This is a genomic window from Kitasatospora sp. NBC_01539 (genome assembly GCF_045040525.1).
Taxonomy (GTDB): Bacteria; Actinomycetota; Actinomycetes; order Streptomycetales; family Streptomycetaceae; genus Kitasatospora.
Genome location: NZ_CP109390.1, coordinates 5,566,497 through 5,591,270 on the forward strand (window position 1 = coordinate 5,566,497; position 24,774 = coordinate 5,591,270).

At 74.9% G+C, this 24,774-nt stretch carries 20 protein-coding genes, 3 tRNA genes and 1 pseudogene; 7 read left to right on the top strand and 17 right to left on the bottom strand.

Annotation, left to right across the window (positions count from 1 at the left end):
• The first annotated feature begins 101 nt into the window (after nt 1-101).
• Entirely contained in the window at nt 102-1,061 is a 960-nt protein-coding gene (locus OG335_RS24160; RefSeq protein WP_405013207.1) for an N-acetylglucosamine kinase, read from the top strand.
• Between the two features lie 70 nt (nt 1,062-1,131).
• On the opposite strand, the gene OG335_RS24165 is transcribed toward OG335_RS24160, so the two are convergent.
• Nucleotides 1,132-1,205 (bottom strand) — tRNA-Lys (locus OG335_RS24165).
• Nucleotides 1,206-1,486: 281 nt separating this feature from the next.
• On the opposite strand from OG335_RS24165, the gene OG335_RS24170 reads away from it, so the two are divergent.
• A complete protein-coding gene (locus OG335_RS24170) occupies nt 1,487-3,067 on the top strand; it encodes a Na+/H+ antiporter (protein WP_405013208.1) in 1,581 nt (526 codons plus the stop codon).
• Between the two features lie 140 nt (nt 3,068-3,207).
• Nucleotides 3,208-4,869, top strand: coding sequence for a glucose-6-phosphate isomerase (gene pgi, locus OG335_RS24175; protein WP_405013209.1), 1,662 nt, complete (start codon nt 3,208-3,210; stop codon nt 4,867-4,869).
• Between the two features lie 151 nt (nt 4,870-5,020).
• Here pgi and OG335_RS24180 read toward each other — a convergent pair whose 3' ends face one another.
• The 7 genes and pseudogenes from OG335_RS24180 to OG335_RS24210 all read right to left on the bottom strand — a co-directional run bounded on the left by OG335_RS24180 (nt 5,021) and on the right by OG335_RS24210 (nt 11,081).
• Entirely contained in the window at nt 5,021-5,350 is a 330-nt protein-coding gene (locus tag OG335_RS24180) for a hypothetical protein (protein ID WP_405013210.1), read from the bottom strand.
• Between the two features lie 80 nt (nt 5,351-5,430).
• Nucleotides 5,431-5,504, bottom strand: a tRNA-Lys gene (locus tag OG335_RS24185).
• 65 nt (nt 5,505-5,569) lie between these two features.
• A pseudogene (locus tag OG335_RS24190) lies at nt 5,570-6,193 on the bottom strand (bifunctional DNA primase/polymerase); the annotation flags it as partial.
• A gap of 114 nt (nt 6,194-6,307) precedes the next feature.
• Complete coding sequence (locus OG335_RS24195) at nt 6,308-6,706, bottom strand: hypothetical protein (protein WP_405013211.1); 399 nt, start codon at nt 6,704-6,706, stop codon at nt 6,308-6,310.
• 166 nt (nt 6,707-6,872) lie between these two features.
• The gene (locus tag OG335_RS24200; RefSeq protein ID WP_405013212.1) at nt 6,873-8,234 is read right to left on the bottom strand and encodes an AAA domain-containing protein; all 1,362 of its coding nucleotides are present in this window, start codon (nt 8,232-8,234) and stop codon (nt 6,873-6,875) included.
• Nucleotides 8,231-9,847 (bottom strand): hypothetical protein, encoded by a 1,617-nt coding sequence (locus tag OG335_RS24205; protein ID WP_405013213.1) that lies wholly within the window; start codon nt 9,845-9,847, stop codon nt 8,231-8,233. The genes OG335_RS24200 and OG335_RS24205 overlap by 4 nt, the downstream gene beginning before the upstream one ends.
• A 31-nt stretch (nt 9,848-9,878) precedes the next feature.
• Nucleotides 9,879-11,081, bottom strand: a complete 1,203-nt coding sequence (locus OG335_RS24210; RefSeq protein ID WP_405013214.1) for a hypothetical protein — start codon at nt 11,079-11,081, stop codon at nt 9,879-9,881.
• 177 nt (nt 11,082-11,258) lie between these two features.
• Here OG335_RS24210 and OG335_RS24215 point away from each other — a divergent pair, with 177 nt between their 5' ends.
• On the top strand, nt 11,259-11,897 hold the full coding sequence (locus tag OG335_RS24215) for a histidine phosphatase family protein (protein WP_405013215.1): 639 nt from the start codon (nt 11,259-11,261) through the stop codon (nt 11,895-11,897).
• A gap of 7 nt (nt 11,898-11,904) precedes the next feature.
• Here the strand turns inward: OG335_RS24215 and OG335_RS24220 are convergent, their stop codons facing one another.
• A complete protein-coding gene (locus OG335_RS24220) occupies nt 11,905-13,314 on the bottom strand; it encodes a tetratricopeptide repeat protein (RefSeq protein WP_405013216.1) in 1,410 nt (469 codons plus the stop codon).
• A 326-nt stretch (nt 13,315-13,640) separates the two neighbouring features.
• Between OG335_RS24220 and OG335_RS24225 the strand changes: the two genes are divergently transcribed.
• Nucleotides 13,641-14,165 (top strand): hypothetical protein, encoded by a 525-nt coding sequence (locus OG335_RS24225; RefSeq protein ID WP_405013217.1) that lies wholly within the window; start codon nt 13,641-13,643, stop codon nt 14,163-14,165.
• 95 nt (nt 14,166-14,260) lie between these two features.
• Complete coding sequence (locus OG335_RS24230) at nt 14,261-15,184, top strand: spermidine synthase (protein ID WP_405013218.1); 924 nt, start codon at nt 14,261-14,263, stop codon at nt 15,182-15,184.
• 49 nt (nt 15,185-15,233) lie between these two features.
• Here OG335_RS24230 and OG335_RS24235 read toward each other — a convergent pair whose 3' ends face one another.
• From OG335_RS24235 to OG335_RS24255, 5 genes are all read right to left on the bottom strand, one after another.
• Nucleotides 15,234-16,010: a hypothetical protein gene (locus OG335_RS24235; protein ID WP_405013219.1), complete on the bottom strand. Its 777-nt coding sequence runs from the start codon at nt 16,008-16,010 to the stop codon at nt 15,234-15,236.
• A gap of 71 nt (nt 16,011-16,081) precedes the next feature.
• Nucleotides 16,082-17,554: a GH1 family beta-glucosidase gene (locus OG335_RS24240; protein ID WP_405013220.1), complete on the bottom strand. Its 1,473-nt coding sequence runs from the start codon at nt 17,552-17,554 to the stop codon at nt 16,082-16,084.
• A gap of 43 nt (nt 17,555-17,597) precedes the next feature.
• Complete coding sequence (locus OG335_RS24245) at nt 17,598-18,476, bottom strand: carbohydrate ABC transporter permease (RefSeq protein ID WP_405013221.1); 879 nt, start codon at nt 18,474-18,476, stop codon at nt 17,598-17,600.
• Between the two features lie 3 nt (nt 18,477-18,479).
• The gene (locus OG335_RS24250; RefSeq protein ID WP_405013222.1) at nt 18,480-19,487 is read right to left on the bottom strand and encodes a carbohydrate ABC transporter permease; all 1,008 of its coding nucleotides are present in this window, start codon (nt 19,485-19,487) and stop codon (nt 18,480-18,482) included.
• Between the two features lie 125 nt (nt 19,488-19,612).
• Nucleotides 19,613-20,941, bottom strand: coding sequence for an ABC transporter substrate-binding protein (locus OG335_RS24255; RefSeq protein ID WP_405013223.1), 1,329 nt, complete (start codon nt 20,939-20,941; stop codon nt 19,613-19,615).
• A gap of 601 nt (nt 20,942-21,542) precedes the next feature.
• On the opposite strand from OG335_RS24255, the gene OG335_RS24260 reads away from it, so the two are divergent.
• On the top strand, nt 21,543-22,580 hold the full coding sequence (locus OG335_RS24260; protein WP_405015509.1) for a LacI family DNA-binding transcriptional regulator: 1,038 nt from the start codon (nt 21,543-21,545) through the stop codon (nt 22,578-22,580).
• Between the two features lie 334 nt (nt 22,581-22,914).
• Here OG335_RS24260 and OG335_RS24265 read toward each other — a convergent pair whose 3' ends face one another.
• The 3 genes from OG335_RS24265 to orn form a co-directional block, all read right to left on the bottom strand.
• Entirely contained in the window at nt 22,915-23,364 is a 450-nt protein-coding gene (locus OG335_RS24265) for a DUF4442 domain-containing protein (RefSeq protein ID WP_405013224.1), read from the bottom strand.
• A 286-nt stretch (nt 23,365-23,650) separates the two neighbouring features.
• A tRNA-His gene (locus OG335_RS24270) sits at nt 23,651-23,726 on the bottom strand.
• 248 nt (nt 23,727-23,974) lie between these two features.
• The gene (gene orn / locus OG335_RS24275; protein ID WP_405013225.1) at nt 23,975-24,577 is read right to left on the bottom strand and encodes an oligoribonuclease; all 603 of its coding nucleotides are present in this window, start codon (nt 24,575-24,577) and stop codon (nt 23,975-23,977) included.
• Between the last annotated feature and the right edge of the window lie 197 nt (nt 24,578-24,774).

Below are 24,774 nucleotides of genomic sequence, written 5' to 3' on the forward strand. Positions count from 1 at the left end.
GTCCGGCGGGTCCGGAGGCCGTCGGCCTCCGGACCCGCCGGTCGTTGACCGCCGTCCGGCGTGCGCCGATAGTGGGGTCACCGCGACGACGAGGAGACACCATGACCGGCCCGCTCGTCCTCGGCGTGGACGCCGGCGGCACCGGCAGCCGGGCCGTCGTCGCCGACCTGCACGGGCACGTGCACGGCAGCGCCCGCGGGGAGGGCGCCAACCCCGTGGCCCACGGCCTCGACGCCGCGGTGAAGACCGTCGGCGACACCGTGCGCGCCGCCCTCGCGGGCCTCGACCCGGCCGCCGTCACGGCCTGCGTGATCGGCCTCGCCGGCGCCCTCGTCACCGCACCCCCGCCCGAACTGCTGCGGGCCGCCGCCGGCCTGCCCGTCACCCCGCACACCACCGGCGACCTCGCGCTCGCGTACACCGCCGGCACCACCCGCCCGGACGGCGCCGTGCTGATCGCCGGCACCGGCGCGGTCGCCGCCCTGATCCGCGACCGCACCCTCGTCCGGCTCGCCGACGGCCACGGCTGGCTGCTCGGCGACCGCGGCTCCGGCCAGTGGCTCGGCCGGGAGGCCGTCCGGCTGGCCCTCGACGCCGTCGACGCGGGCCGGCCGCTCACCGGTGCCGCCGCCGCGGCCGCCGCACGTCTCACCGGGCGGAGCGACGGCGACGGGCTGCGGGCCGCCGTCCTGGCGGCGGTGTACGGCGAACCGCCCGCCCGGCTGGCGCGGCTCGCCCCGCTCGTCCTCGACGCCGCCACGGACGGCGACGCCGCCGCGCAGGCCGTCGTCGACCGGGCCGCCGGGCTGCTGGCCGACACGCTGGAGGCGGTCGGTCCGCCGGCCGCGGACGGGCCGGTGGTGCTGGCCGGCGGACTGCTCACGGCCGGCACCCCGCTCGCGGCGGCCGTCCGCGCGGAGCTGGCCCGCCGCCGGCCCGGGGCCGCGCTGCGGACGGCGGGCAGCGCGGCGGGCGCCGCGGCCTGGCTCGCCGCCCGCGCCGTCGCGCCCGGGGCGGCGTCCGCCGCACTCCACCGCGCGCTGGTCGCCGGCGGGCCGTGACGGGCAGGCCCCTGCCGGCCCCGGGAACGCCGAAGGCCCCCCGCTTCCGCGAGGGGCCTTCGACCGTCTGTGCGCCGCCAGGGACTCGAACCCCGGACCCGCTGATTAAGAGTCAGCTGCTCTAACCAACTGAGCTAGCGGCGCGCGCTGACGTGGACAACCATACACGCTCCCGCAGGTCGGACGCACATCCGTGCCCTCCGCGGCCGCGCCGGGCCGGTCGGCCCGGGCCTGCCGGGGAGTGCCCGGTGCGGCACCGGGACCGCTGACGGGAGATCAGCGCCGCGGGTCGCGGAGGGCCCGTCCGGCGAGCCGCAACAGGCGGGACCTTTGTCACATTTACGCTGCCCCGGTGGGTTCGGGGGCAGCCGGATCGTGGAGCCGTCCGCACCCGTGCGGACGCAACGGACGCAGGGAGTCGATCGGTGGCCCAGCTGTCACTGCTGTTCCTGGTGCTGCTGGTGTCGGTGGTGACGATGCCGCTGGCCCGCCGCATCCACGTGCCGCAGCCGGTGCTCATGACCCTGCTCGGCCTGGTGATGGCCCTGGTGCCGCAGATCCCGAACGTGACCGTGCCGCCCGGGCTGATCCTGCCGCTCGTACTGCCGCCGCTGATCTTCGCGGTGGCCCGCCGCTCCTCGGTGCGCTACTTCCGGGCCAACATCCGCTCCATCCTCCTGCTCGCCGTCGCCCTGGTCGTCGTCACCACCACGGTGGTCGCCGTCGTCTTCCGGTGGCTGGTGCCCGGCCTGCCGCTCGCCGCCGCCGTCGTGCTCGGCGCGGTCGTCTCGCCGCCCGACCCGGTGGCGGCGGTCGCCGTGGCCGGCTCGGTCGGCCTGCCGCGCCGACTGGTGGCCGTCCTGGAGAGCGAGGGCCTCTTCAACGACGTCACCGCGATCGTCATCTACTCGCTCGCGGTCGAGGCCGTCGTGAGCGGCGACTTCTCCGTGCCGCACGCGACCCTGCGGTTCGTGCTCTCCGCGGTGGTCGCCGTGGTCGTCGGCATCACGCTCGGCTGGCTCAACGCCCGCCTGGCCGGCTGGCTCGACGACCCCACCCAGCAGGTGGCCCTCAACCTGCTGGTGCCGTTCGCCGCCTACACCGTCGCGGAGGAGGCGCACGGCTCCGGCGTGCTGGCGGTCGTGATCTGCGCCCTCTACCTCGCCGACCGGGCCGCCGACGCGGACGACGTGTCGTTCCGGCTGGTCGGGAACGCCTTCTGGGAGATCGTCGAGATCCTCATCACCGGGGTGGCGTTCGGCCTGATCGGGCTGGAGCTCAGCACCGTGCTCGCCGACGTCCGCGGCAGCTGGGAGAGCATGGTCGGCGACACCGCCTGGGTGATCGCCACGGTCGTGCTCCTGCGGCTGCTGTGGCTGCTGCCCGCCGCCTGGCTGTCGCGGCGGGTCACCCACGGCACGGAGGACACGCCGATCAGCTGGCGGGAGACCGTCGTGCTCTGGTGGTCCGGGATGCGAGGCGTGGCCACCGTGGCGCTGGCCCTCGCGGTGCCGCTGACCGTGAACGGCGGTGGGGCGTTCCCGGCCCGCGGCGAGATCGTCTTCGTCGCGTTCTGCGTCGTGCTCTTCACCCTGCTGGTGCAAGGGCTCACCCTGCCGTGGGTGGCGCGGCTGACCGGGCTCAGGGACCACCCGGACGCCCACGAGGAGGCCGTCCGGCTGCTCTGGTGGCGGGCCGCGAAGGCGGGCCTGCACCGGCTCGCCGAGCTGGAGGACGAGCGCCACCTCCCCGCCGACCTCGTCGAGCGCCTCCGCGAGCGCCAGCACGACCGCCTCGCCCGGCTCCGCCCCGAACGGTACGAGGAGGAACGGGCCGCCGAGGCCAAGCGGACCTTCGCCGTGTGGAAGCAGGCCGCGGCCCTGGAGGAGGAGATGATCGCCGCATCGCGCCGCGAGGTGCTGACGGCGCGTGGGGAGCCCGGCGGCGTCCCCGAGGTCGCCGACGAGGTGCTCCGCCAGCTCGACCTCCGCTCGGCGCGCCGATGAGCGGGCCGCCCGGGGATAGGCTGGCCGCGGGCATGGCCGTCAACGGAGCCGGCGAACGCACCATCCTGCCGTCGGACCGAGCGCAACCCTCCCGCCGGGCCCTGCCGGTACTGCAATCCGGATGACTCAAGGAGCAACCGATGTCGGACAACCGCACCGGCGGTCGCACCCCCCTGGACCGCACGCCCCAGTGGGCCGCGCTGGGCAAGCACCGCGCGGAGCTGGGCGAGCAGCACCTGCGCGGTCTGTTCGCCGCGGACCCCGAGCGCGGCAGCCGCTACACCCTGTCCGTCGGCGACCTGCACGTGGACTACTCCAAGCAGCTGGTGACCGACGAGACGCTGGCGCTGCTGCGCGACCTCGCCGCCTCCGCCGGCGTCGCGGAACTGCGCGACGCCATGTTCCGCGGCGAGAAGATCAACATCACCGAGGACCGCGCCGTCCTGCACACCGCGCTGCGCGCCCCCCGGGGCGCCGTCGTCGAGGTCGACGGCGAGAACGTCGTGCCGGCCGTGCACGCCGTGCTCGACACGATGGCCGCCTTCGCCGACCGCGTCCGCAGCGGCGCCTGGACCGGCCACACCGGCAAGCGCATCCGATCGGTCGTCAACATCGGCATCGGCGGCTCCGACCTCGGCCCCGCGATGGCGTACGAGGTGCTGCGCTCCTACACCGACCGCGGCATCGACGTCCGCTTCGTCTCCAACGTGGACGGCGCCGACCTGCACGAGGCGCTCGTCGGCCTCGACGCCGCCGAGACGCTCTTCATCGTCGCGTCGAAGACCTTCACCACCATCGAGACCATCACCAACGCGGTCTCCGCCAAGAACTGGCTGCTCACCGAGCTCCGGGCCGATCAGGACGCGGTCGCCAAGCACTTCGTGGCGCTCTCCACCAACGCCGGCGGCGTCGCCGACTTCGGCATCGACGTCGCCAACATGTTCGAGTTCTGGGACTGGGTCGGCGGCCGCTACTCCTACGACTCCGCGATCGGCCTCTCGCTGATGATCGCCATCGGCCCGGAGCGGTTCCGCGAGATGCTGGACGGCTTCCACGTGGTCGACGAGCACTTCCGCACCGCGCCGCCGGAGCAGAACGTGCCGCTGCTGCTCGGCCTCCTCGGGGTCTGGTACGGCGCGTTCTTCGACGCGCAGTCGCACGCGGTGCTGCCGTACTCGCACTACCTGTCGAAGTTCACCGCGTACCTCCAGCAGCTCGACATGGAGTCCAACGGCAAGTCGGTGGACCGCGACGGCAACCCCGTCACCTGGCAGACCGGCCCGGTCGTGTGGGGCACCCCCGGCACCAACGGCCAGCACGCCTACTACCAGCTGCTGCACCAGGGCACCAAGGTCATCCCGGCCGACTTCATCGGCTTCGCCGCGCCGGTCGACGGCCTGCTGCCCGGCCTCGTCGCCCAGCACGACCTGCTGATGGCCAACTTCTTCGCCCAGACCCAGGCACTCGCCTTCGGCAAGACGCCGGAGGAGGTCGCGGCGGAGGGCGTGCCCGCCGAACTGGTCGCGCACAAGACCTTCCGCGGCAACCACCCCACCACCACGATCCTGGCCACCGAGCTCACCCCGTCGGTGCTCGGCCAGCTCGTGGCGCTGTACGAGCACAAGGTGTTCGTCCAGGGCGCGATCTGGAACATCGACTCCTTCGACCAGTGGGGCGTCGAGCTCGGCAAGGTGCTCGCCAAGCGCATCGAGCCCGTGCTGCTGACCGGCGAGGGCACGGAGGCGCTGGACAGCTCCACCGCCGCGCTCGTCGGCACCTACCGCAGCCTGCGCGGCCGCTGACCCGGCCCGGGTACCGCGGGGCCGTCCCTCCGGGGGCGGCCCCGCGGGCGTCCGGGGCGCGTCCGCGCCCGGTCCGTCCGTCAGCTCCGGCCGCGGGCCCGGGACATGCCGGTCAGTGGCCGGCCGCCGGTTCGGCCGGCCGGCGGTTCGATCAGCCGCCGGGCAGGACGGCGGGGCAGCAGGCGGCGGACCGCCCGCCGGACGCGGTGGGCACGGTGGGCGTGGTGGGCACGGTGGACGCGGACGGGGCGGGGCTCCCCGTCGGGTACGGCACGGGACGGTCGGTGCCGGAGCGGGGCAGCACCGCCAGGGCGGCGGCCAGGGCGAGCACCGTGAGCGGGATCAGCGCCACCAGCAGGCGCCGCCGTCGCCGTGCCGCGCGGTGCGCGCGCAGGGCGGACGCCTCCAGGCCGGAGAGCTCGGCGCGGAGCCACTCCTCCCAGCCCGGTGGTGTGCTGCGCGCGGGATCGTCGGGCGCCATGTCCGGGGAGGGTAGCAGTCGGCGAGGCTCCGGGAAATGCCGAAAGCCCCCCGCTTTCGCGAAGGGCTTCCGACCGTCTGTGCGCCGCCAGGGACTCGAACCCCGGACCCGCTGATTAAGAGTCAGCTGCTCTAACCAACTGAGCTAGCGGCGCCTGCTGACGTGGAAGACTCTAGCAGCGGCCCGCGGTGGAACCAAAACCGAAAACGGCGGGTGTGCTCACGCCGACGGCACCGGCTCCACGGACACCTCCAGGCCCGCACCCACGCCCGGCAGCCCGGCCGTCGCCGCCGCCCGGCCGCGGTGCTCGCCGCGCGCCGCCCGGACACACGCCCAGAGCACCACGGCGGCGCCCGGCAGCCAGGGCTCGCGGGTGTCCGGGGCGACGATCCAGCGGCCGCCGCCGAGCGCGGGGGAGTCGGGGGCGTCCACCATGCGCTGCAGCGGGGGCACGGTCACCGCGTCGCCCTGGCCGTGGCAGAGCAGCGGCGGCACGTCCCGCGCCCACTCCTCCCAGGCCAGCAGGGTGCGCAGCCGGGGCGCCGCACCCGGCTGCACGAAGAGCAGGGTGCGGCCGCGGTACGAGGCGACCGGGCCGCAGCCCGGACCGGACGACCACAGCTCGTCCAGCACCCGGCGGCCGAACAGCGCCGGCATGCTGATCACGTCGAAGGTGCGCCCGCACGGCAGCACGCTGGAAGCCCACGGGCGCGACTCCCACAGGGCGCGCATGGAGCGCGGGTACTCGCTGGCGGAGGCCAGCCAGGCCTCCCCGGCGACGGTGACGTACTCCACCGATTCATACGTCCAGATGTCCACCCCAGCAGGGTGGACCGGGCGGGGGCGGGCCGGGACGGAAAAGCCCGTTCACCGGACACCGCGGCGCGCCCCGGCGTACCCTTACCGGCCGCATATGCCAGAGGCCCGGTACGGGCAGGGTGCCGGGGCCGCGGACGGTCAGTGGTCGGTGCGGCGCTGCTGCTGCAGACCCCGGCCGTACTCGACCATGCGGGCCGCGTAGTCGGGTGTCCACTCGGCGCGGTCGGCGATCTCGGCGGGCGTCAGCGCGTCGAAACGGCGGGTGTCCGCGAGCTGCGCGGCGGCGATCGCCTGGAAGTCCGTCGCCCGCTCCGCCGCCGCCCGGAACGCCAGGGCCAGCTCGGTGGACCGGCGCAGCAGCTCGGCCGGGTCGTCGATCGACTCCAGGTCGAAGAACCGCTCGGGCTCCGGCTCCTCCGCCTGCGGCTCGAAGATCAGGTGGGCCGGTCGCAGCCGGCGGGGAGGACTGCCCGGGCCCGGGGCGGCCGGTGCGGGGACGCCGCTCTGGTCGGACGCCTGCGTGTGGGGATCGGGCATGGACGGACACCTCCGGAGGGCTGGTGGCGGGGTCGGCCGTCGTCCATTGTCGCGCGACGGCGGCCGGTAGCGGAACGGTGCACACCAGGTCGCTATTCCCATCACCGGGGCGCATCCCACCTGCGATCTGCCCCCGAAATTCCCGCGACCGGCGCCCCCGGGCCCCTCACCCGAGCGGCACCCGGTGCCGGGAGAGGTGCGCCAGCACCGCGTGGTTGGCCTCCCAGCCGTCCGGGAACTTCACCGCCACGCCGAGTTGCACCGGCTCCGCCGACGGGTGCTCGTCCAGCAGCTCGGGGATCCCCGCCCGGGCCACCACGATGCAGGCGTGCCGGTGCCGGGAGGCGAGCACGCACAGCCGCCCCGTCTCCAGGTGGAAGGCCGTCGCGTCGGGCCGCCCGGAGAGCGGGTGCAGCACCACGGTCACGTCGTACTCGCGGCCCTGCAGGCGGTTCGCCGTGTCGACCGTGACAGCTGGGCCGGACGCCGCGTCCACCGGCACACCCAGCGTGGCGAGCGCCGCGCGCACGGCGGCCGCCTGGTCCCGGTGGGCCGTGCCGACGGCCACCCGGCCCGGCGTGAGCGGCGTCGTGCCCTGCTCGGAGTGCGCGGACAGGCCGCGGTCCAGCAGGCGCCGGACGGTCGCCGCGACCGCCGCCACCGCCTGCGGGTCCGTCCGCACCGTGTGCCGGGCGGGCAGCTCCAGCAGCGCCCAGCCGTGCTCGACGGCCTCGTCGATCGCGGTGTCCACCGCGGAGCCGTCGGCCGCCGCGGACGCCGTCAGCCGGCGCTCGTCCGGCCCGGTGCCCGCCCGGAACGGCGTGTACGGGTAGAACGCGGCCGAGATCAGCGGCGCCGCACTCGCCGGCAGCCGCCACGACACCGGCAGCCGGTGCGGGCGGATCGCCGGGTTGTGCGCCAGCAGCGTCACCACCGCACTGCCCGACGGGTCGTACGACAGGCCCGCCCACTGGTCGGTGCCGACCACGGTGAACGGGTCCAGCTGGCCCGGATCCCCCACGAACAGCGCCCGCTCGAACAGCCGGGCCACCGCCAGCAGCGCGTCCGAGCGCATCTGGTACGCCTCGTCGACGATCGCGTGCCGCCACGGCGCCTCGGTCCTCACCCACTGCCACTTCGCCGCGGTGGAGATCACCACGTCCTGCTCCAGCAGGTCGGCGACCTTGTCCGAGGCCGTCACCCCGGGGTGCCGCAGTGCCTCCGGCGCCGGGCGGGTGTCGCTCGCGTGCAGCCGGCCGACGCTCAGCTCCGGCCCCTTCACGGCCAGGCGGTCCACCAGGTCGTCGACCTGGCTGTTCGTCTGCGCCACGATCATGAGCCGTTCGCCGGCCGCCACCAGCTCCCGCGCCGCCCGCACCACCAGGGTCGACTTGCCCGCACCGGGGGGCGAGTCCACCACCACCCCGCGCGGCGCCCCCACGGCGGGCCGCACGGCGGCGTCGAGGATCGCGGCCACGGCGGCGTCGGCCGCCGCACCCGGTGTCGGGTCGGGCGTACCGCTCGTCATTCCCACTCTTCCGTCCCGCCGGGCGCACCCGGCACACCACCCGGCCCGCCACTCGGCGGACCGCCGTGCGTCCACGGGGTGTCCTCCGGATCCGGCAGCGGCGCCGACTGGCGCGGCTGCAGCTCGAACAGCGTGAACACCACCCGCTCACCGACCTCCGGCAGACTGCCCGGCTCCGGCTCCCTGCGCCGACCCATGCCCGACACCACCCGCACCGTCACCGTGCCCTCCGCGGCGTCCGCGCCGACGACCACCCCGCGCTGCGCGGACGGCCCGTGCGCCCGGTGCACCTCCCGGCCCGGGTCGGCATGCGGACGGTCCGCGGTGCGCACCACCAGCAGCGGCCGCGGCTTCGGCGACCGCCCCGACGTGTCGTACTCCGGCACCAGCGCCACCACCTCGCCGGCGAAGGCCTCGCCCGCCAGTCGGTGCTCCGCCATCGCCAGCGGGTCGTCCAGCGCCTCCTGCACCTCCACCCGCACCTGCTCGCGCTCACGCTGCGCCAGCTTGCGGGCCGCGGTCACCGCGTCGTCCTGCCGGGGCTGCGGCGGCTCCCCGGCCGCCACCCGGTCCCGGTGGCCGGTGTACGACCAGCGGTCGCCCTCCCACCGCTCGGCGACGTGCGCGCCCGGCGGCAGCGCCCGCAGCAGGTCCAGGCCCCGCCAGACGTCCGCCCAGACCGGCAGCAGCACCTGCTCCAGCACGCCGTGCAGGTGCTCGGCGGCCTGCTTCACCACCAGCTCCGCGCGGGCCGCCGCCGCGGTGTCCCCGGCGTCCGCGGCGCCCCGCGCGGCGGCGAGCGCCGCGTCGTGCCGGGTGATCGCCGGGGCCAGCAGCACCTCGTCGAAGCTCGGATCGGTCGCCGGACCGGCCGGCGGGTGCAGCAGCTGCCCCCGCGCGTCGCGCGCGGTCTCGACGTACTCCGCGGCCTGCGCGCCCCCGGGGCCGTCGGTGCCGTCCGGCAGGCCGTGCCACGCCAGCCGGGCGGCCAGGTGCTGGTCCTCCAGGTGGCTCTGGCCGGTCGCCCAGTGCCGGGCCAGCAGCGAGGTCAGCGGCAGCAGCAGGCTGGAACCCGGCACCTGCGCGCGGTCGGTGACGTGCGTCAGCCAGCGCCCGAGCAGCGGCACCTGCGTCGGCGCCGGGTACGGCCCCGGGTCCGGATCCTCCGCGGTGCGACGGAACCGCGTCGAGCGGCCGATCAGCGCCAGGTGCCGGACGGCCCCCTGGTTGGGCACCACCAGCTGCGGCGCGTCCGCGCACAGCTCCCGGACGACCGGCACCTTCTCCCCGGACTCCGCGTCGCGCTCGGAGCCCTCGATGTGCTCGACGTCCTCGGCGAAGGACGCCATGTACGGCAGCAGGTCGGCACCGAAGCGGGCGAGGAAGTCGAAGCGCTGGGTGCGGTTCAGCGGCTGCGGCACGATGTGCAGGCGCGGGGCCTCCCGGTCGGTGCCCAGCATCACCGCCAGCGGCGCACCGGCCTCGCCCGCCGCGGCCAGCGGGATCACCACCATCGGCCGGTCCGACAGGTGCCGGTGCCGCACGGTCGCCAGCGGCTCGGCCCGGCCGCTGCGCACCGCCTGCAACCGCGCGAGCGTCCCGAGCAGGCTCATCGGCGGCATCCCCGGCCGCGGGCGCCCGCCATCAGGGCGTCCCCGCGAGGGCCTCGGCCCGCAGCGCCGCCGCGTGGCGCAGCCGTGCGGCCGCCTCGTCCGCCTCCGCGTCCGCGGCGCCCCCGCCGTCCCCCGGCGCCGCCTCCGCGGCGGCGAGCGCCCCGGTCACCGTGCGGATCGACCCCAGCTCCCCGCGCACGCCCCGGCCGAGCTGGTCGACGGAGTCGCCGCACCGGGCCTGGGCACGGCAGTGGAAGCCGAGCTCGCAGGCGGAGAGGCAGTCCGGGCTGTACGCCGCCGGCACCGTGCCGAGCGCCGCCTCCAGCTCCTCGGCGGGCCGGGTCGGGGCGCCCGCGTCGTCCGGCACCAGGTCGAAGCTCGTGCCCGCGGGGAGGGAGTCCACCAGGCTGCCGACGCCGGTCATCCGGGTCAGCTGGCGGCGGGTCGTGGCCAGCTCGCGACGGACGTCGACCACGGCGGCCGTCGGACGGTTGGAGAAGTCCTTCGGGCAGACGAGCAGCACGTCCGTGCGCGGGCTGCCGGGCAGCTCCTGCACCGCGTACGGGTCGGCCGCGGTCTCCCGCCCGGCCAGCGCGGCGGCCGTCTCCTGCAGCGCCAGCACGTACACCGCGGCCTGCCGCGCGGCCGCGCCGACCTTCGCGGGGTCGGCCGAACCGTCCAGCACCGGGAACGACTTGATCTCCACCACCGTGCAGCGGCCGCCGTGCACGAGCAGGGCGTCCGGCTCCAGGTAGGCGGGGCTGCCGGCCACGGTGAGCCGCAGCATCGGGTGGTCGAGCAGCGTCCAGGCGGAGGAGTCCGCCGCCGCGGCCGCGAGCACCTCCCGGGTGCGCTCGGCCCGCACCGCCGGTGACGACCTGCGCAGCAGGTCGGGCACGGCCGGCGGGGCGTCCGCCTCCTCCGGCAGCCCGAGGTGGCGGCGGAGCGGCTCCAGCAGGGCCGCGTAGCCGTCCTGTTTGAGCCGGGCCTCGAAGACGTTGCCGCGGGCCAGCGCGAACGGCGACTGGCCGAACGGCGCCGGACGCCCCAACCGGCGGGCGAGCGCGCCCTTGTCGACGCCTGCGGCGTCCAGCAGGGACCGGCGGCGACAGCCGGGATTGGCGGCGAGCGCGGCGAGCGCGCGGGCGTCGAGACTGCGCTGCGGCGCCCGGCCGCGCAGCTCGGAGAGCCGCTGCGCGAGCGGCTCTGACTGCCCCAGGTGCGAGACGTTCATGGTGCGGCCCAGTGTTGCATCCGGCACCGACAACCGGTGCCGCCTCCTGCGGATCACCACCCGCCCCCGCGACCGGGGCCCACGATCCGCAGCCGGCCCCCGGGTGCGGGATCATGGGGGAGTCGGCCCTCAATGGCGAGCCAGGCCGCCGCTCACCCCGTCTCGAGGAGTCCTCCCATGCCCGCCCGCATCGTGCTCGTCCGCCACGGCGAGACCGCCTGGTCGGCCACCGGCCGTCACACCGGCCGCACCGACGTGCCGCTCACCGAGGAGGGCCGCGCGATGGCCCGCGCCCTCGGGACCCGCCTCGCCCGCGCCCCCTGGAACGGCCTGAAGGACGCGGTCGTCCTCACCAGCCCGCTCTCCCGCGCCCGCGAGACCTGCGAACTCGCCGGCTTCGGCGACCGCGCCGCCGACTGCGACGCGCTGCTGGAGTGGGACTACGGCCGCTACGAGGGCCGCACCGGCCCCGACATCCGCGACACCGACCACCCCGGCTGGCTGATCTGGCGCGACGGCGTGCCCGGCGGCGAGAAGCTCGGCGAGGTCTCCGCCCGCGTCGACGGCCTCCTCGCCGAACTCAACGACACCCACGGCGTGCCGCACCCCGACACCACCACCATGCACTGCGCCGACCGCGACGTCGTGCTCTTCGCCCACGGCCACCTGCTGCGCATCCTCACCGCCCGCTGGCTCGGCCTGGCGCCCGAGTACGCGCAGCGCTTCAAGCTCGGCACCGCCGCCCTCTCCGTGCTCTCCTGGGAGTACGGCCTGCCCGCCGTCGAGTTCTGGAACGACCACAGCCACCTCGACTGACGGACGCTCAGGCGGCCCCCGTCACATCCGCGTAGGCGTCGAGGAAGTCCGCCACCTCCGGCACCGCCCGGTGCGCGCCCAGCCGCCCGGCGGTGCCGGCGAGCATGCCGCGGATCCGGGCCGACCGCACCTCGCCCAGCAGGACGACCGCCGCCGAGCCCTGCTCGGCGGCGCCCGCGGGGTCACCGAGGCCGAGCCGGTCGTGCGCCAGCTCCGCCGTGTACAGCACCCGGTTGCGGACGAAGTGCGGATCCTGCAGCGCTATCGCCCGCCCGGCCCGGTCCGCGGCCAGCTCCCACTCGCCCAGCGCCGACCAGCACTGCGCCTCCTGGCCGACGAGTTCGGCCTCCCCGAAGAACGACATCCACTCCGGGTCCGCCTCCGACGGCCCCCGGTCGAACAGCCCGGCCGCCCGCGCCAGCGCCCGCTCGCACGCGGCCCGGTCGTTCAACTGCGCCCAGCCCCCGGCCTCGCGCAGCGCCAGCAGCGCCAGCAGCCGCTCCGACCCGAGGCCGCGGGCCGCCGCCTGCCCGGCCTGCGCCGCCCGCAGCGCCTCGCGCGGCCGGCCGGCGTCCCGGGCGAGGAACGCGCTGTTGCAGAAGACGTGCGCCTCCAGCCCGGCGTCGCCCGCCATCCGCGCGGTCGCGACCGCCTCCGCGTAGAACGAGCGGGCGTCCGCCAGCCGGTTCGAGTCGTGCGCCAGCCAGCCGACGGAGATGGCGAGTTCACCCGCACCGGCCTGCAGGCGGCGCTCGGTCGCCGCACTGTAGACGCCCTCGTTGAGCAGCACGTACGCGTGCCGCAGCGACTGCCCCGCCCGCTCGAAGAGCGCGTCGGCGCCGTGCGCGTCGTCCAGCAGCCGGATGTCGCGGACGGCGCGCTCGACCCCCTCGGCCTCGGCCGCACCGACCCTGCGCGGGGCCGGAACGGACCGCGCGGGCACGGTCGCGGCGGCGTCGGGAAGGCTCTCGCCGTCCAGGCCTAGCACGGCCGCCAGGGCGGTCGAGCCGCCGGTCAGGAACGTACGGCGGTGCACGTCGTCGTTCTCCTCGTCACGATGGTGCGGGTCGTCAACTGCCTTTGCCGGTGGTGATTCTGGCACCGGCAGTCGTGCCGCGGTGCCGGACCCCCTCCGCCGGGCCGCCGTCCGCGGCGCGAAACCGAGATCGGCCAGCGAACGGTCCGGCCACATGTGCCGGAACACCCGCTCGTACGCGTAGTTGGGACAGCGGATCTCACCGGCCTCCACCCGGCCGACGTACCGCGCGTCGCACGACACGTGTTCGCCGATCTCCCGCGCGGCCCGCCGCACCGCCGTGGCGAACTCGCCCGGCGAGCGGTCGCCGCGCAGCGCGCGCATCACCGGGTTGGGGGCGGCCGGTGCGGGCCTGGGTCCGCCGGGGCTCGTGGCTGCCATGGCTGCGCTCCGAGGGTCGTACAGGTGGTGCCGCGGCGACTGCCGCGCCGTGGCGCACCCGGCGGGGTGGCCGGGCGGCGCCGGGGCCGACAGTACCGCCAGTGACGGCCCGGATGCTCAGCGTGCCGGGAGAGATCCTGGACAATAGTGGACATTGCGGGCCGGGTTGGCGGGTTCTGCCATGAAATGCCATGTCTTGCCGCCGCCCTGCCCGTGGCCTTCCGACCCCCGTTCGCGTTGTCCTGATACGCGGAAGCCCCGCCGCCCACCCCCACACCTCCGGGCGGTGCCGGGCTCCCGACCTGACGAGGTGACAGGAGGTCCCCATGGCCACCCGAGTGTCGCAGTACCACCGGCCCGCCACCCCCGGGCTGCCGGCCGGAGTGGCCCCGGCCCTGCTGCCCGAAGGGACGGACGGCGGCGGACCGTCGGCCGGCGGCGGCTGCGGCGGCACCGGCGGCGGACCGGCCGCCACCGCCGCGGGGACACCCGGGACCGCGGACGGCCGCACACCCCCCGCAGCCCTCTACGACACGGTGACCGTCGCCGTCCGCCACGGGCTGGAGACCGTCGACATCCTCCGCCTCCGCCGGGCCTGCGGAGCCGTCCTGCAGAGCCGCGGAGGCGCCGCCGTCTCCTTCCTCGTCCCCGCCGGCACCGCACGCAGCTGGCACCTGCCCGGCAGCTCCTGTACACCCGGGGCCGTCCTCCTGCCCCCCACCGACCCGCGCTGGGTGATGCCGCCGACCGGCCCGCAGACCCCGGCCCGGCCCACCGATGCCTGGGTGCTGCGCTCCGCCCTCTGCGAGGCCGCCTGCACCCTGACCGCGGGCGGCCTCGGCCCCTTCTGAACCGGCCCGCCCGCCACCGGCCGCCGCACCCCTGCCGCACCGCCCGCCGCGGCAGCCCGCGGGACCCGCCGCCGGACCCGCCGATAATGGTCCCCATGGGACGCACCAACCGGGCCGGCAGGGCCCGTCCACCGGCCGAGCCGGACACCGCCGCGACGGACACCCCCGCCGACGGGCGCAGCCACCGGCAGGGCCCGCTCACCGCCGCCGTGGACTCCGGCACCGCCGAGCTGCGCCCCGACCGCGACCGCCCGCGCGCCTGGCAGCTCCTGCTCGACGGCGCACCGCAGTCCCTCGTCGACCTCGCCGATCCCACCCACCTCGGCTTCGAGTACCAGCGCAGGATCGGCCACCTGATCGACCTCGCCGGCCCGCCCGGCCGCCCGGTCACGGCCCTCCACCTCGGCGGCGGCGCGCTCACGCTGCCACGCTACGTCGCAGCCACCCGGCCGCGGTCCCGCCAGCAGGTCGCCGAGATCGACACCGCGCTCACCGAACTCGTGCGCATCCAGCTGCCGCTGGAACGCGGCTGGCAGATCAGGGTGCGCGGCGCGGACGCCCGCGCCGTGCTGGAACGCGCGCCCGAGGGCGGCGCCGACCTCGTGATCGCGGACGTCTTCTCCGGCGCCCGGGTGCCCGCGCACTGCGCCACCGTGGAGTTCGCCGCGCTGGCGGCCCGCGCGCTCGCCCCGGACGGCCGCCTGGTCGTCAACATCGCCGACGGCGCCGGGCTGGCCTTCGCCCGCGCGCAGGCGGCCACCCTGCGGGCGGTGTTCCCCGAGGTCTGCCTGGTGGCCGATCCGGCGGTGCTGCGCGGACGGCGCTTCGGCAACCTGGTGCTGGCGGCCGCCGTCCGGCCGCTGCCCCTGGACGAGCTCGGCCGCCGGGTCGCCTCCGACTCCGCCCTCGGACGGGTCGAGTACGGCCGCGGCCTCGCCGACTTCACCGCCGGGGCCGCCCCGGTCACCGACGCGGACGCGATGCCCTCCCCGGCGCCCCCGCCGGGGGTCTTCCGCTGAGACGCCCGACCCGCCGCGGGGGAATGGGCGGGGAGGGGGCCGGGGCCGCTCAGTGGCCGCGGGGCAGTCCGCGGTGCCGGTACGTCGCCAGGCCGGTGAGCAGCAGGCCGGCCGCGATCGGGGCGGCGACGGCCACCGTGCTGTGGCCGCCGGCCCGGACGACGGGCGCGGCGGACAGCGGGCCGGCGGGCCGGCCGTCGCCGGGGTCCGCGGCGGTGTCATCACCGGCCCCGGCCCGGGGGGCGAGGTGCGCCGCGGCCGTGGCTCCGGAGGTGCCGTCCGGGAGGCCGGCGGAGGCTGCCGCCGGTGCACCGTCAGCCGTGGTGCCGTCAGTCGCGATGCCGTCGGCCGAGGTGCCCGGGACGGTCATGCCCGGGACGGTGGTGCCGGTGCCCGGTGCCGGGTCGTCCCGGGCCGGCGGCAGGGGCTCCGCCGGCGCGGCCGCCGGGCGGGGCCCGGTGCCGGAGACGGAACCGCCGTCCCCCCGCGACGGCGGGGGGACGGCGGGGAGCAGGACGGAGGCGATGGCGAAGGCGTCCGGTACGGCCGCGGCCTGCCCGGGAAGGGGCAGGCCGTCGATCCTGATGCGGTCGCGCAGCAGCGCACCGACGGGTTCCGTCCGCCGGATCCGGCCGACGGGGAGCACCTCCCCGTCGGCCGGGACGAGCAGGGCCGGGACCCCGGCCCGGTCGAGCAGGCCGGGCCCCGGCCCGTCGACGGCACGGGCGTCGCAGACCCCCAGCCCAAACCCCCACAGCTGGGCAAGGATCGCGCCGCCTGCCGCCAGCACTGTCGGGCGCGGCCGCGCCGCGTGAATGGCTCGCACGTGAGAGGAACGAGCGAGGCCGGTCTTGGTCACGCGGGGCGGTCACGCACCGTGGTCAGTCACCCGGTCGGTCACTGCGGCGCGATGCCGTGCTCCAGGCTGTTGGTGCGGATGGCCTCGGAGTACCAGCGGGCGCTGGTCTTGGGGGTGCGGACCAGGGTGTCGTAGTCGACGTGGACGAGGCCGAAGCGCTTCTCGTAGCCGTAGGCCCACTCGAAGTTGTCCATGAGTGACCAGCAGTAGTAGCCGCGGACGTCGGCGCCGGCGGTGATGGCGTCGGCGACGGCGCCGAGGTGGCCCTTGATGTAGGCGGTGCGCTCGGGGTCGTGGACGGTGCCGTCCTCGGAGACGGTGTCCTCGAAGGCGGCGCCGTTCTCGGTGACGAGCAGCGGGAGGCCGAATTCGCGGTGCAGGCCGATGAGGGAGTCGGACAGGCCGGTGGGGTCGATGGGCCAGTTCATCGCGGTGACCTCGCCGGGGGCGAGGTGGAAGGCGACGTCGTCGGCGCCGGGCCAGGGGGAGTGCGAGCTGTCGCCGTGTCCGTCGTGGCGGGGGAGGTTCTTGGCGTTCTCCGCGGAGGAGACCAGTGTGGGGTTGTAGTAGTTCAGGCCGAGGAGGTCGAGCGGGCGGGAGATCTCGGCGAGGTCGCCGGGCTGGACCAGGGTGTCCCAGTCGACGAGGTGCGCGGTGTCGGCGATCAGGTCGTCGTCGTAGCGGCCCTTGAAGATGGGGCTGGTCCAGACGCGGTTGCCGACCGCCTCGATGCGGCGGGCGGCGTCGAGGTCGTCGGGGTGCGAGCTGTGCGGGCGCACGGCGTGCAGGTTGAGGGAGACGGCGACCTGGGCGGTGGCGGGCAGGGCGGCGCGCAGGGCGCCGACGGCGAGGCCGTGGCCGAGGTTGAGGTGGTGCGCGGCGCGCAGGGAGTCGCCCGGGTCGGTGCGGCCGGGGGCGTGGACGCCGGAGGCGTAGCCGAGGTAGGCGCTGCACCAGGGCTCGTTGAGGGTGATCCAGGTGCCGATCCGGTCGCCGAGGGCCTCGGCGGCGATGGCGGCGTACTCGGCGAAGCGGTACGCGGTCTCGCGTTGCGGCCAGCCGCCGGCGTCCTCCAGTTCCTGGGGCAGGTCCCAGTGGTAGAGGGTCGCGGCCGGGGTGATGCCGTTGGCGAGGAGTTCGTCGGTCAGGGCGCGGTAGAAGTCCAGGCCGCGTTCGACCGCGGGGCCGCGGCCGGTGGGCTGGATCCTCGGCCAGGACAGCGAGAAGCGGTAGGAGGTCAGGCCGAGGTCGGCCATCATCCGCACGTCCTCGCGGAAGCGGTGGTAGTGGTCGACCGCGGTGTCGCCGGTGTCGCCGTTCGCGACCTTGCCCGGGGTGTGGCTGAAGGTGTCCCAGATCGACGGGGTGCGCCCGTCCTCGGCGTGCGCGCCCTCGATCTGGTAGGCGGCGGTGGCCGCGCCCCAGGCGAATCCCGGCGGGAAGGCGGACCGGGCCGGGTCGGCGAGGTCGGCCGACGAGGTGGCCGTGGTGTGCGGATCGGTGACGGTCATACGGGAGCGCTCCCATAGGTGGGTGTGGGAAAGATGGTCACGGTCAGCTCTTCACCGCGCCGGCCGTGATACCGCCGACGATGTGCTTGCCCAGGACGGCGAAGATCAGCAGCAGCGGCAGGGTGCCCACCAGCGCGCCGGTCATGATCACTGCCTGGTTGATGTCGTGGCCGCTGCCGCCGCCGATGCCGGACAGCGCGACCTGGACGGTCGGGTTCTGCTGGGTGAGCACCACGAAGGGCCAGAAGAAGTCGTTCCAGGACTGCACGAACACCAGCATGCCCAGCACCGCCATGGCGGGACGCGCGATCGGCAGCACGACGTGCCAGATGATGCGCAGGCTGTGCGCGCCGTCCACCCGGGCGGCCTCGATCAGCTCCAGCGGCAGGGCCTCGCTGAGGAACTGGCGCATGAAGAACACGCCGAACGCGGCCACCAGCGAGGGCAGGATCACCGACTGGAGCTGGTTGCCCCATTCGAGCTTGGTGATGATCTGGTACAGCGGGATCACGCTGAGCTGCGGCGGGATCGTCATGGTCGCGACCACGAGGGTGAGCAGCGCGTTCCGCCCGCGGAACTCCAGCTTCGCGAAGGCGAAGCCGGCGAGCGTGGAGAACAGCACCGTGCTGAGCGAGACGCAGCCGGCCACGATCGTCGAGTTGAGGAGCGCCTTGCCCATGTCCGCCTGGCTCCAGGCGGTGGTGATGTTGGTCCAGAGCTGGTTGCCGGGCAGCAGCGGCGGCGGCGACAGGGCCACCCGCTCGCCGGTGTGGCTGGCCGCCACGAACGTCCAGTACAGCGGGAAGAGCGAGAGCAGCGCGGCGACGCCGAGGATCACGTACGTGACCGGGCCGGCCTTGTCCTGGTCGCCGGCGCCGGGCCGGAACCGCTTGCGCAGCGGCGCGGTGGAGATGACGGCCATGGTTCAGCCTCCCAGCTTGGTGCGGTTGCGACGGGCGACGAGCATCTGGATCAGCCCGATCAGCAGAAGGATCAGCAGCATCGTCCAGGCGACCGCCGAGGCGCGGCCCAGCTGACGGCTCGGCCAGCCGAGCTCGTACAGGTACAGGCTGAGGGTCTGGAACTGGTGCGCCGAACCGCCGCTGACGCCGACGCCGCCGCCGAACAGCATCGGCTCGCCGAAGAGCTGGGTGGCGCCGATGGTCGACACGATGATCGTGAACAGGATGGTCGGCTTGATCGACGGGATGGTGATCCGCGTGAACTGCTGCCAGCGCGAGGCGCCGTCGAGGCTCGCGGCCTCGTACAGGTCCTTCGGTACGGCCTGCATGGCGGCCAGGTAGATCAGGGCGTTGTAGCCCGTCCACCGCCAGGTCACGATGGTCGACACGGCGATCTGCGAGGGCCAGGTGTCGGAGTACCACTGCGTGTGGTCGACGCCCACCAGGCCCAGCAGCCAGTTGATCATGCCGTAGTCGGGGTTGAAGAGCTGGACGAAGACCAGCGTGGCCGCGGCGATCGAGGTCGCGTACGGCGCGAGGATCGCGACGCGGAGGAACCCGCGGCCGCGCATCCGGTAGTTGAGCAGGTGCGCCAGGCCGAGGGCCATCAGCAGCTGCGGGACGGTCGAGATCACCCCGATGGTGAAGGTGTTCCGCAGCGCCGTCCAGAACTGCTCGGTCTCCCAGAGACGGGTGTAGTTGTCGATGCCGCGCCACTCCGTGACATCCGGGGTGAGCAGGTCGACGCGGTGGAGCGACAGCCAGCCCGTCCAGATCAGCGGGAACAGGCCGAAGGCGGCGAAACAGATGAAGAACGGTGCGATGTACGCGTACGGCGAGGCCTTCAGGTCAAGGCGGTAGAGCTTGGAGCGCCAGGCCGGGCGCTGCGGTGGGGCGGAGGGGGTGGAGCGGTGCGGTGCCGTGGTCGGCGCCGAGCCGTCCTCGGCCGCGGCTCGGATGGAGGTGGCCACTGGGTTGTCCTTCCCGGGAGTGGCTGTCGGCTGCGTGCGGTGCCGCCCGGCCGGGCAGAGCCCGGCCGGGCGGGGGGATCACCGGTGAGGGGTCAGGTCCTCACCGGATCGGACCCTCGGGCTGATCAGCCTTCGACCTTGTCCTTGACGGTCTTGACGACGGTCTCCCAGGCCTTGGCCGGGTCGGTGCCGTGCTCCTCGATGTCGAGGATGCCGTTGTCGGTGATGATCGTCTTCACGGTGCCGTCCTGCTCGCCGATCGCCGACGGCTGGATGCCGGCCGCGGCGGCCGCGAAGATCTGGCCGGTCGGGGTGTCACCGAAGTAGTCGAGCTTGGCGCTCTGGACGGCGGGCAGCTGCAGGCCGGCCGTGGTCGAGGGCAGGTTGCCGACCTTGGTGAAGACCTTCGCCTGCTGCTCCGGGGCGGTCAGCCACGCGGCGAGCGCGGCGGCCTCCTTCTGGTGCTTGCCGGCCTTCGGGACGCTCAGGAACGCGCCGCCCCAGTTGGACGCGACCGGCGGGGCCGCGATGTCCCACTTGCCCTTGCCCGCGTCGCCGGAGTACTTGCTGATCAGGCCGGTCATCCAGGACGGGCAGACCACGGTGGCGAACTTGGCGTTCTGGAAGGCGGCGTTCCACGGGTCCTGGAACTGGCGCAGCTTGGCGCTGATGCCGGCCTTCGAGGCGGAGACGGCGGTGTCCCAGGCGGTCTTGACGCCGGTGCTCTTGTCGTAGATCAGCTTGCCGGAGTCGTCCGAGTACTGCTGGGTCTGCGCGGAGAGGACGGCGTTGAACAGGCCGCTCGCGGAGTCGGTGAAGAAGCTGCCGGCCGGGGCCTTGGCCTGGTACTGCTGGCCGGTGGTGACGAACTTCTGCCAGTCGCCCGCCCACAGCTTCGCGACCTCGGTGCGGTCGGTCGGCAGACCGGCCTGCTGGAAGAGGTCCTTGCGGTAGCAGATCGCCATCGGGCCGATGTCGGTGCCGAGGCCGACGAGCTCGCCCTTGGCGCTGGTGGCCTGCTTGCTCTTCCAGGGCAGCCACGCGCCGGCGTCGACGCCCTCGACCTTGCTCAGGTCGGTGAACTTGCTGGCCAGCGTGCCGGTGGCCTGCGCGATGTAGCCGACCTCGACCGCCTGGATGTCGGCCAGGCCGCTGCCCGAGGCGAGGTGCGTGGTCAGGGCGTCCCAGTACTTCTGGCCGTCCTGGGTGGTGTTCGCCTCGATCTTGATGTTCGGGTGGGCGGCCATGTACTCGGCGTACAGGCCGGCCTCGTTGTAGCCGAAGGTGCCGAAGTCACCGACGGTCAGCGTGATCTTCTCGCCCGCGGCCGAGGAGGCACCGTCCGAACCCTTGCTGCCACCGTCGCTGCTGCACGCGGTCAGCATGAGGGTGGAGGCGGCGAGGACGGCGGTGGCCACGACGGCTGCTCTGCGGGGACGGGAAGTGCTGCGCATTGCGTTCTCCTTGTTCCGGGTGGGGCATCGGGGTGGTGCTGCGCGGTCTGTGGAAGGTGGTGCTGTGACTGCTGCCTGAGTGTTGCCGGGGCGTTTCGGATTTCCTGGGTGTTACCGGTGCGGTGCTCGGTCCGTACGGGGGTGGTTCCGGGTGGTGCGGTCCGTGCGGGCGAGCGGCCGTTCCGGCCGTGGGAGGCCGGGGCCTCGGGCTGTTGAGCGGTGCTCGTCAGACCCTCTGCTCAGGCGCTGTTCCCAGGGGCATTTCGCCACTAGAGTGTGGGAGCGCTCCCACAGGGGGCATGCCGGAAGGTTCCTTCGTCGCAGGGTCGGGTGTCAAGGGTTGACGTCGTATCCGTTGCCGGAGCGTGTCCTGGGAGTCGCGAAACGGTGTCCTGGGGATACCGCGCGTCGACCTCCGCGGACACCGCGTACGGTCGGGGCCGCGGCCCGTACGGACGCCCGGATCGCAGGACGCGCAGCGTCCGGCGGGTTCCCCGGCGGCCGCAACCGGCCACAATGAGCAGGAATCGGGCCGCAAGGCGCCATGAGGAATTCCAAGAGGTGAGCGATGAGCCAGACCGCACAGCCCCCCGCAGGGCCGATGGGCGGCGCCGGGGCGGGCGGTAGGATCTCCGCGCGCCCCACGCTGGAGGAAGTGGCCGCCCTGGCCGGCGTCGGGCGCGGCACGGTGTCCCGGGTGATCAACGGCTCCCCGCGGGTCAGCGACAAGGCCCGCGAGGCCGTGCAGGCCGCCATCGTCGAGCTCGGCTACGTGCCCAACCGCGCCGCGCGCACCCTGGTGACCTCGCGCACGGACTCCGTCGCCCTGGTCGTGCCCGAAGCGGAGACCCGGCTCTTCTCCGAGCCGTACTTCTCCGACATCATCAGCGGCGTCTCCGCCGAGCTCGCCGAGACCGACATGCAGCTGCTGCTGATCCTCGTCCGCAACCAGCGCGAGCGGGAGCGACTTTCGGCCTATCTGACCGCCCAGCGCGTCGACGGCGTGCTCCTCGTCTCCGTGCACCAGGACGACCCGCTGCCGAGCATCCTGGAGAGCCTGGAGATCCCCTCCGTGCTCGCCGGCCGCCGCGGCGACCTCGAACCGCTCAGCTACGTGCACGCCGACAACGCCGGCGGCGCCAGGATGGCCGTACGGCACCTCCTGCGCCGTGGCTGCCAGCAGGTGGCCACCATCACCGGCCCGCTCGACATGGAGGTCGCCCAGGCCCGCCTGGGCGGCTACCGGCGGGCCCTGGAGGAGGCCGGCCGGACGTACGACGAGGGACTCGTCGGACTCGCCGACTTCACCGAGGAGGGCGGCCGGCTGGCGATGCGTGAACTGCTGGAGCGCCGACCCGACGTGGACGGCGTGTTCTGCGCCTCCGACCTGATGGCCGCCGGTGCCATGCAGGTGCTGCGCGCCGCCGGCCGACGGGTGCCCGACCAGGTCGCCGTGATCGGCTTCGACGACTCGATCGTCGCCCGGCACACCGACCCGCAGATGACCAGCGTGCGGCAGCCGATCGAGGAGATGGGCCGCACGATGGCGCGGCTGCTCCTCGACGAGATCTCCGAGCGGGGCCGGGCCCGCCGACAGGTGGTCCTGGCGACCGAGCTGGTGGTGCGCGACTCGGCGTGAGCGCGGAGGACGGCTCCGGGGGCCGGCTCAGGACGGTGGATGCCGGGCGGTGGGTGCCGGGCAGTGGGTGCCGGGCGCGCGGCCGAGGCCGTCCGCCGGGCCCCTGGACGGCGCCGTGCGGGCGTCCGGGCAGGTCGCCCGGGCCCTCCCTGCCCGGCGTCGCTCCGGGCCCGGACCGGGCCGTCCTCCGGGTACGCCGGTGGCCGCCCGCCGGGACGCCCCGGCCGACCGGGAGCGCCCCGGCGGACGGCCACCGGTGTGGTGCACGGGCCTGCGGGGACGGCCCGCGGGGGACGTGCCGCGGGGGACGTGCCGCGGGATCGGCCCGTACGGGTCAGGAGTTGGGGCGGAGCGTCCAGGTGATCGTCATCACGCCGGTGACGGCGCCGTCGGCCCGGGTGATCTCCACGGTGACGGGGAACTCGGGGCGCTCGCCCCGGTCGAGCTCGGCGACGATCTCCGCGGCGGGGCGCCCGAGCGTGGCCGTGGCCGTCACGGTGCCCATCGCCAGCTTCTTGTAGCCGATCTCGGCCTTGACCGCGAGCGGCACCGCGCGCGACAGCTGGTCGCCGAAGGCGGCCAGCACGATGCAGCCGCTCGCGGACTCGCCGAGGGTGAACATCGCGCCGGCGTGCGGGCCGGCCACGTGGTTGTGGAACTCCGGCTGGTCCGGCAGGCGCAGCACGGCCCGCTCGGGGCTCGTCTCCAGGTACTCCAGCTTGAGCGTGCGGGCCATGGGGACGGTGGAGTCGAGCAACTGCCCGATCGAGGGTGTGGTCGTCATGGCAGCATGTTACTGGCAGGTAGCTTCGGGTGGGAGGCCCGGGCGGCGCGGGGAGGCTCCGGTCGGCCCCGCCTTCCGTCCGGCCCCTCGGTGCGGCCTGGCGGTCCGACCCGTCGATCCGGTCGGCGGTGCCGCGTCGGCGGTCGGGTCGGCGGTGCCGCGTCGGCGGTCCGACAGTGCGCGGGAGGGTGGGGTGGAGTGGTCGTCGCGGTACTGCCTGCGGCGCGACGCGTACGGAAACGCCTGAGGCCCCGATCTCTTCAAGAGATCGGGGCCTCAGGCTTGTTGGGGTGAGTGACGGGACTTGAACCCGCGGCCACCTGGACCACAACCAGGTGCTCTACCAACTGAGCTACACCCACCATCTGTCCGGGGCGTTCCCGCTCCGACAGGAAGAACTCTACAGGATCCGAGAGGGTGCTCGCGCCAGGGTTTCGAGGTCGGGCGGGCCCCTGATGGTCCGGCGGGGGCCCGTGCCCGAGGAACGGGAACGGGCGCCGCGCGACGCGGCACCGGCGGGCGGGGACGGGCGCGGCACCGCCGGTCGGCCGGCCGCGGACCCGCCGTCGACCCGGCGCCCGCCCGGCCGGTCGCCCGGTCAGCCGTTCGGTCAGCCGTTCGGCAGCTGGTGCCGCGCGGCGATCTCGCGTGCGGTGTCCCCGTCCGGGCCCGGCTGCGGCACGAACACGGCCTCGCGGTAGTACCGGAGTTCGGCGATGCTCTCGCGGATGTCGGCCAGGGCCCGGTGGTTCCCGCCCTTCTGCGGGCTGTTGTAGTAGGCGCGCGGGTACCAGCGGCGGGCCAGCTCCTTGATCGAGGACACGTCCACGATCCGGTAGTGCAGGTGCCCTTCGAGCGCCGGCATGTCCCGGGAGAGGAAGCCCCGGTCGGTGGCCACCGAGTTGCCGCAGAGCGGGGTCTTGCCCGCCTCCGGGGCGTGCTCCCGGATGTAACCCAGCACCAGCTCCTCGGCCTCGGCCAGGGTCACGCCGGCCGCCAGCTCGTCGAGCAGGCCGGAAGCGGTGTGCATCGTGCGCACCACGTCCGGCATCCCCTCCAGGGACTCCGCGGGCGGGCGGATCACCACGTCCACACCCTCGCCGAGGATGTTCAGCTCGGAGTCCGTGACCAGCGCCGCGACCTCGATCAGGGCGTCCCTCCCGAGGTCGAGGCCGGTCATCTCACAGTCGATCCACACCAGACGGTCATTCACGCCACTCACCCTACGGCGCGATCGCGCGACGCGGACACCGGCCGGGCCGCCGATCCGGGAGGCACCGCCGCTCCGGACCTGCCCGCCGCGGTGCCGGACTGCCCGTCGGGACGCCCGGTCGGGCCCGCGGCGGCCTCGCGGTCCGGCTCGCGCGCGGCGGCACGGCCGCCACCCGCCTCGGACGGTGCGAGGTGCTC

What these genes read in the sequence shown, in the direction of transcription:
- OG335_RS24160 (WP_405013207.1), top strand. Translation starts at nt 102, where the DNA reads ATGACCGGCCCGCTCGTCCTCGGCGTGGACGCCGGCGGCACCGGCAGC.
- pgi (WP_405013209.1), top strand. Translation starts at nt 3,208, where the DNA reads ATGTCGGACAACCGCACCGGCGGTCGCACCCCCCTGGACCGCACGCCC.
- OG335_RS24180 (WP_405013210.1), bottom strand. Translation starts at nt 5,350, where the DNA reads ATGGCGCCCGACGATCCCGCGCGCAGCACACCACCGGGCTGGGAGGAG.
- OG335_RS24195 (WP_405013211.1), bottom strand. Translation starts at nt 6,706, where the DNA reads ATGCCCGATCCCCACACGCAGGCGTCCGACCAGAGCGGCGTCCCCGCA.
- OG335_RS24200 (WP_405013212.1), bottom strand. Translation starts at nt 8,234, where the DNA reads ATGACGAGCGGTACGCCCGACCCGACACCGGGTGCGGCGGCCGACGCC.
- OG335_RS24205 (WP_405013213.1), bottom strand. Translation starts at nt 9,847, where the DNA reads ATGAGCCTGCTCGGGACGCTCGCGCGGTTGCAGGCGGTGCGCAGCGGC.
- OG335_RS24210 (WP_405013214.1), bottom strand. Translation starts at nt 11,081, where the DNA reads ATGAACGTCTCGCACCTGGGGCAGTCAGAGCCGCTCGCGCAGCGGCTC.
- OG335_RS24215 (WP_405013215.1), top strand. Translation starts at nt 11,259, where the DNA reads ATGCCCGCCCGCATCGTGCTCGTCCGCCACGGCGAGACCGCCTGGTCG.
- OG335_RS24220 (WP_405013216.1), bottom strand. Translation starts at nt 13,314, where the DNA reads ATGGCAGCCACGAGCCCCGGCGGACCCAGGCCCGCACCGGCCGCCCCC.
- OG335_RS24225 (WP_405013217.1), top strand. Translation starts at nt 13,641, where the DNA reads ATGGCCACCCGAGTGTCGCAGTACCACCGGCCCGCCACCCCCGGGCTG.
- OG335_RS24230 (WP_405013218.1), top strand. Translation starts at nt 14,261, where the DNA reads ATGGGACGCACCAACCGGGCCGGCAGGGCCCGTCCACCGGCCGAGCCG.
- OG335_RS24240 (WP_405013220.1), bottom strand. Translation starts at nt 17,554, where the DNA reads ATGACCGTCACCGATCCGCACACCACGGCCACCTCGTCGGCCGACCTC.
- OG335_RS24245 (WP_405013221.1), bottom strand. Translation starts at nt 18,476, where the DNA reads ATGGCCGTCATCTCCACCGCGCCGCTGCGCAAGCGGTTCCGGCCCGGC.
- OG335_RS24255 (WP_405013223.1), bottom strand. Translation starts at nt 20,941, where the DNA reads ATGCGCAGCACTTCCCGTCCCCGCAGAGCAGCCGTCGTGGCCACCGCC.
- OG335_RS24260 (WP_405015509.1), top strand. Translation starts at nt 21,543, where the DNA reads ATGGGCGGCGCCGGGGCGGGCGGTAGGATCTCCGCGCGCCCCACGCTG.
- OG335_RS24265 (WP_405013224.1), bottom strand. Translation starts at nt 23,364, where the DNA reads ATGACGACCACACCCTCGATCGGGCAGTTGCTCGACTCCACCGTCCCC.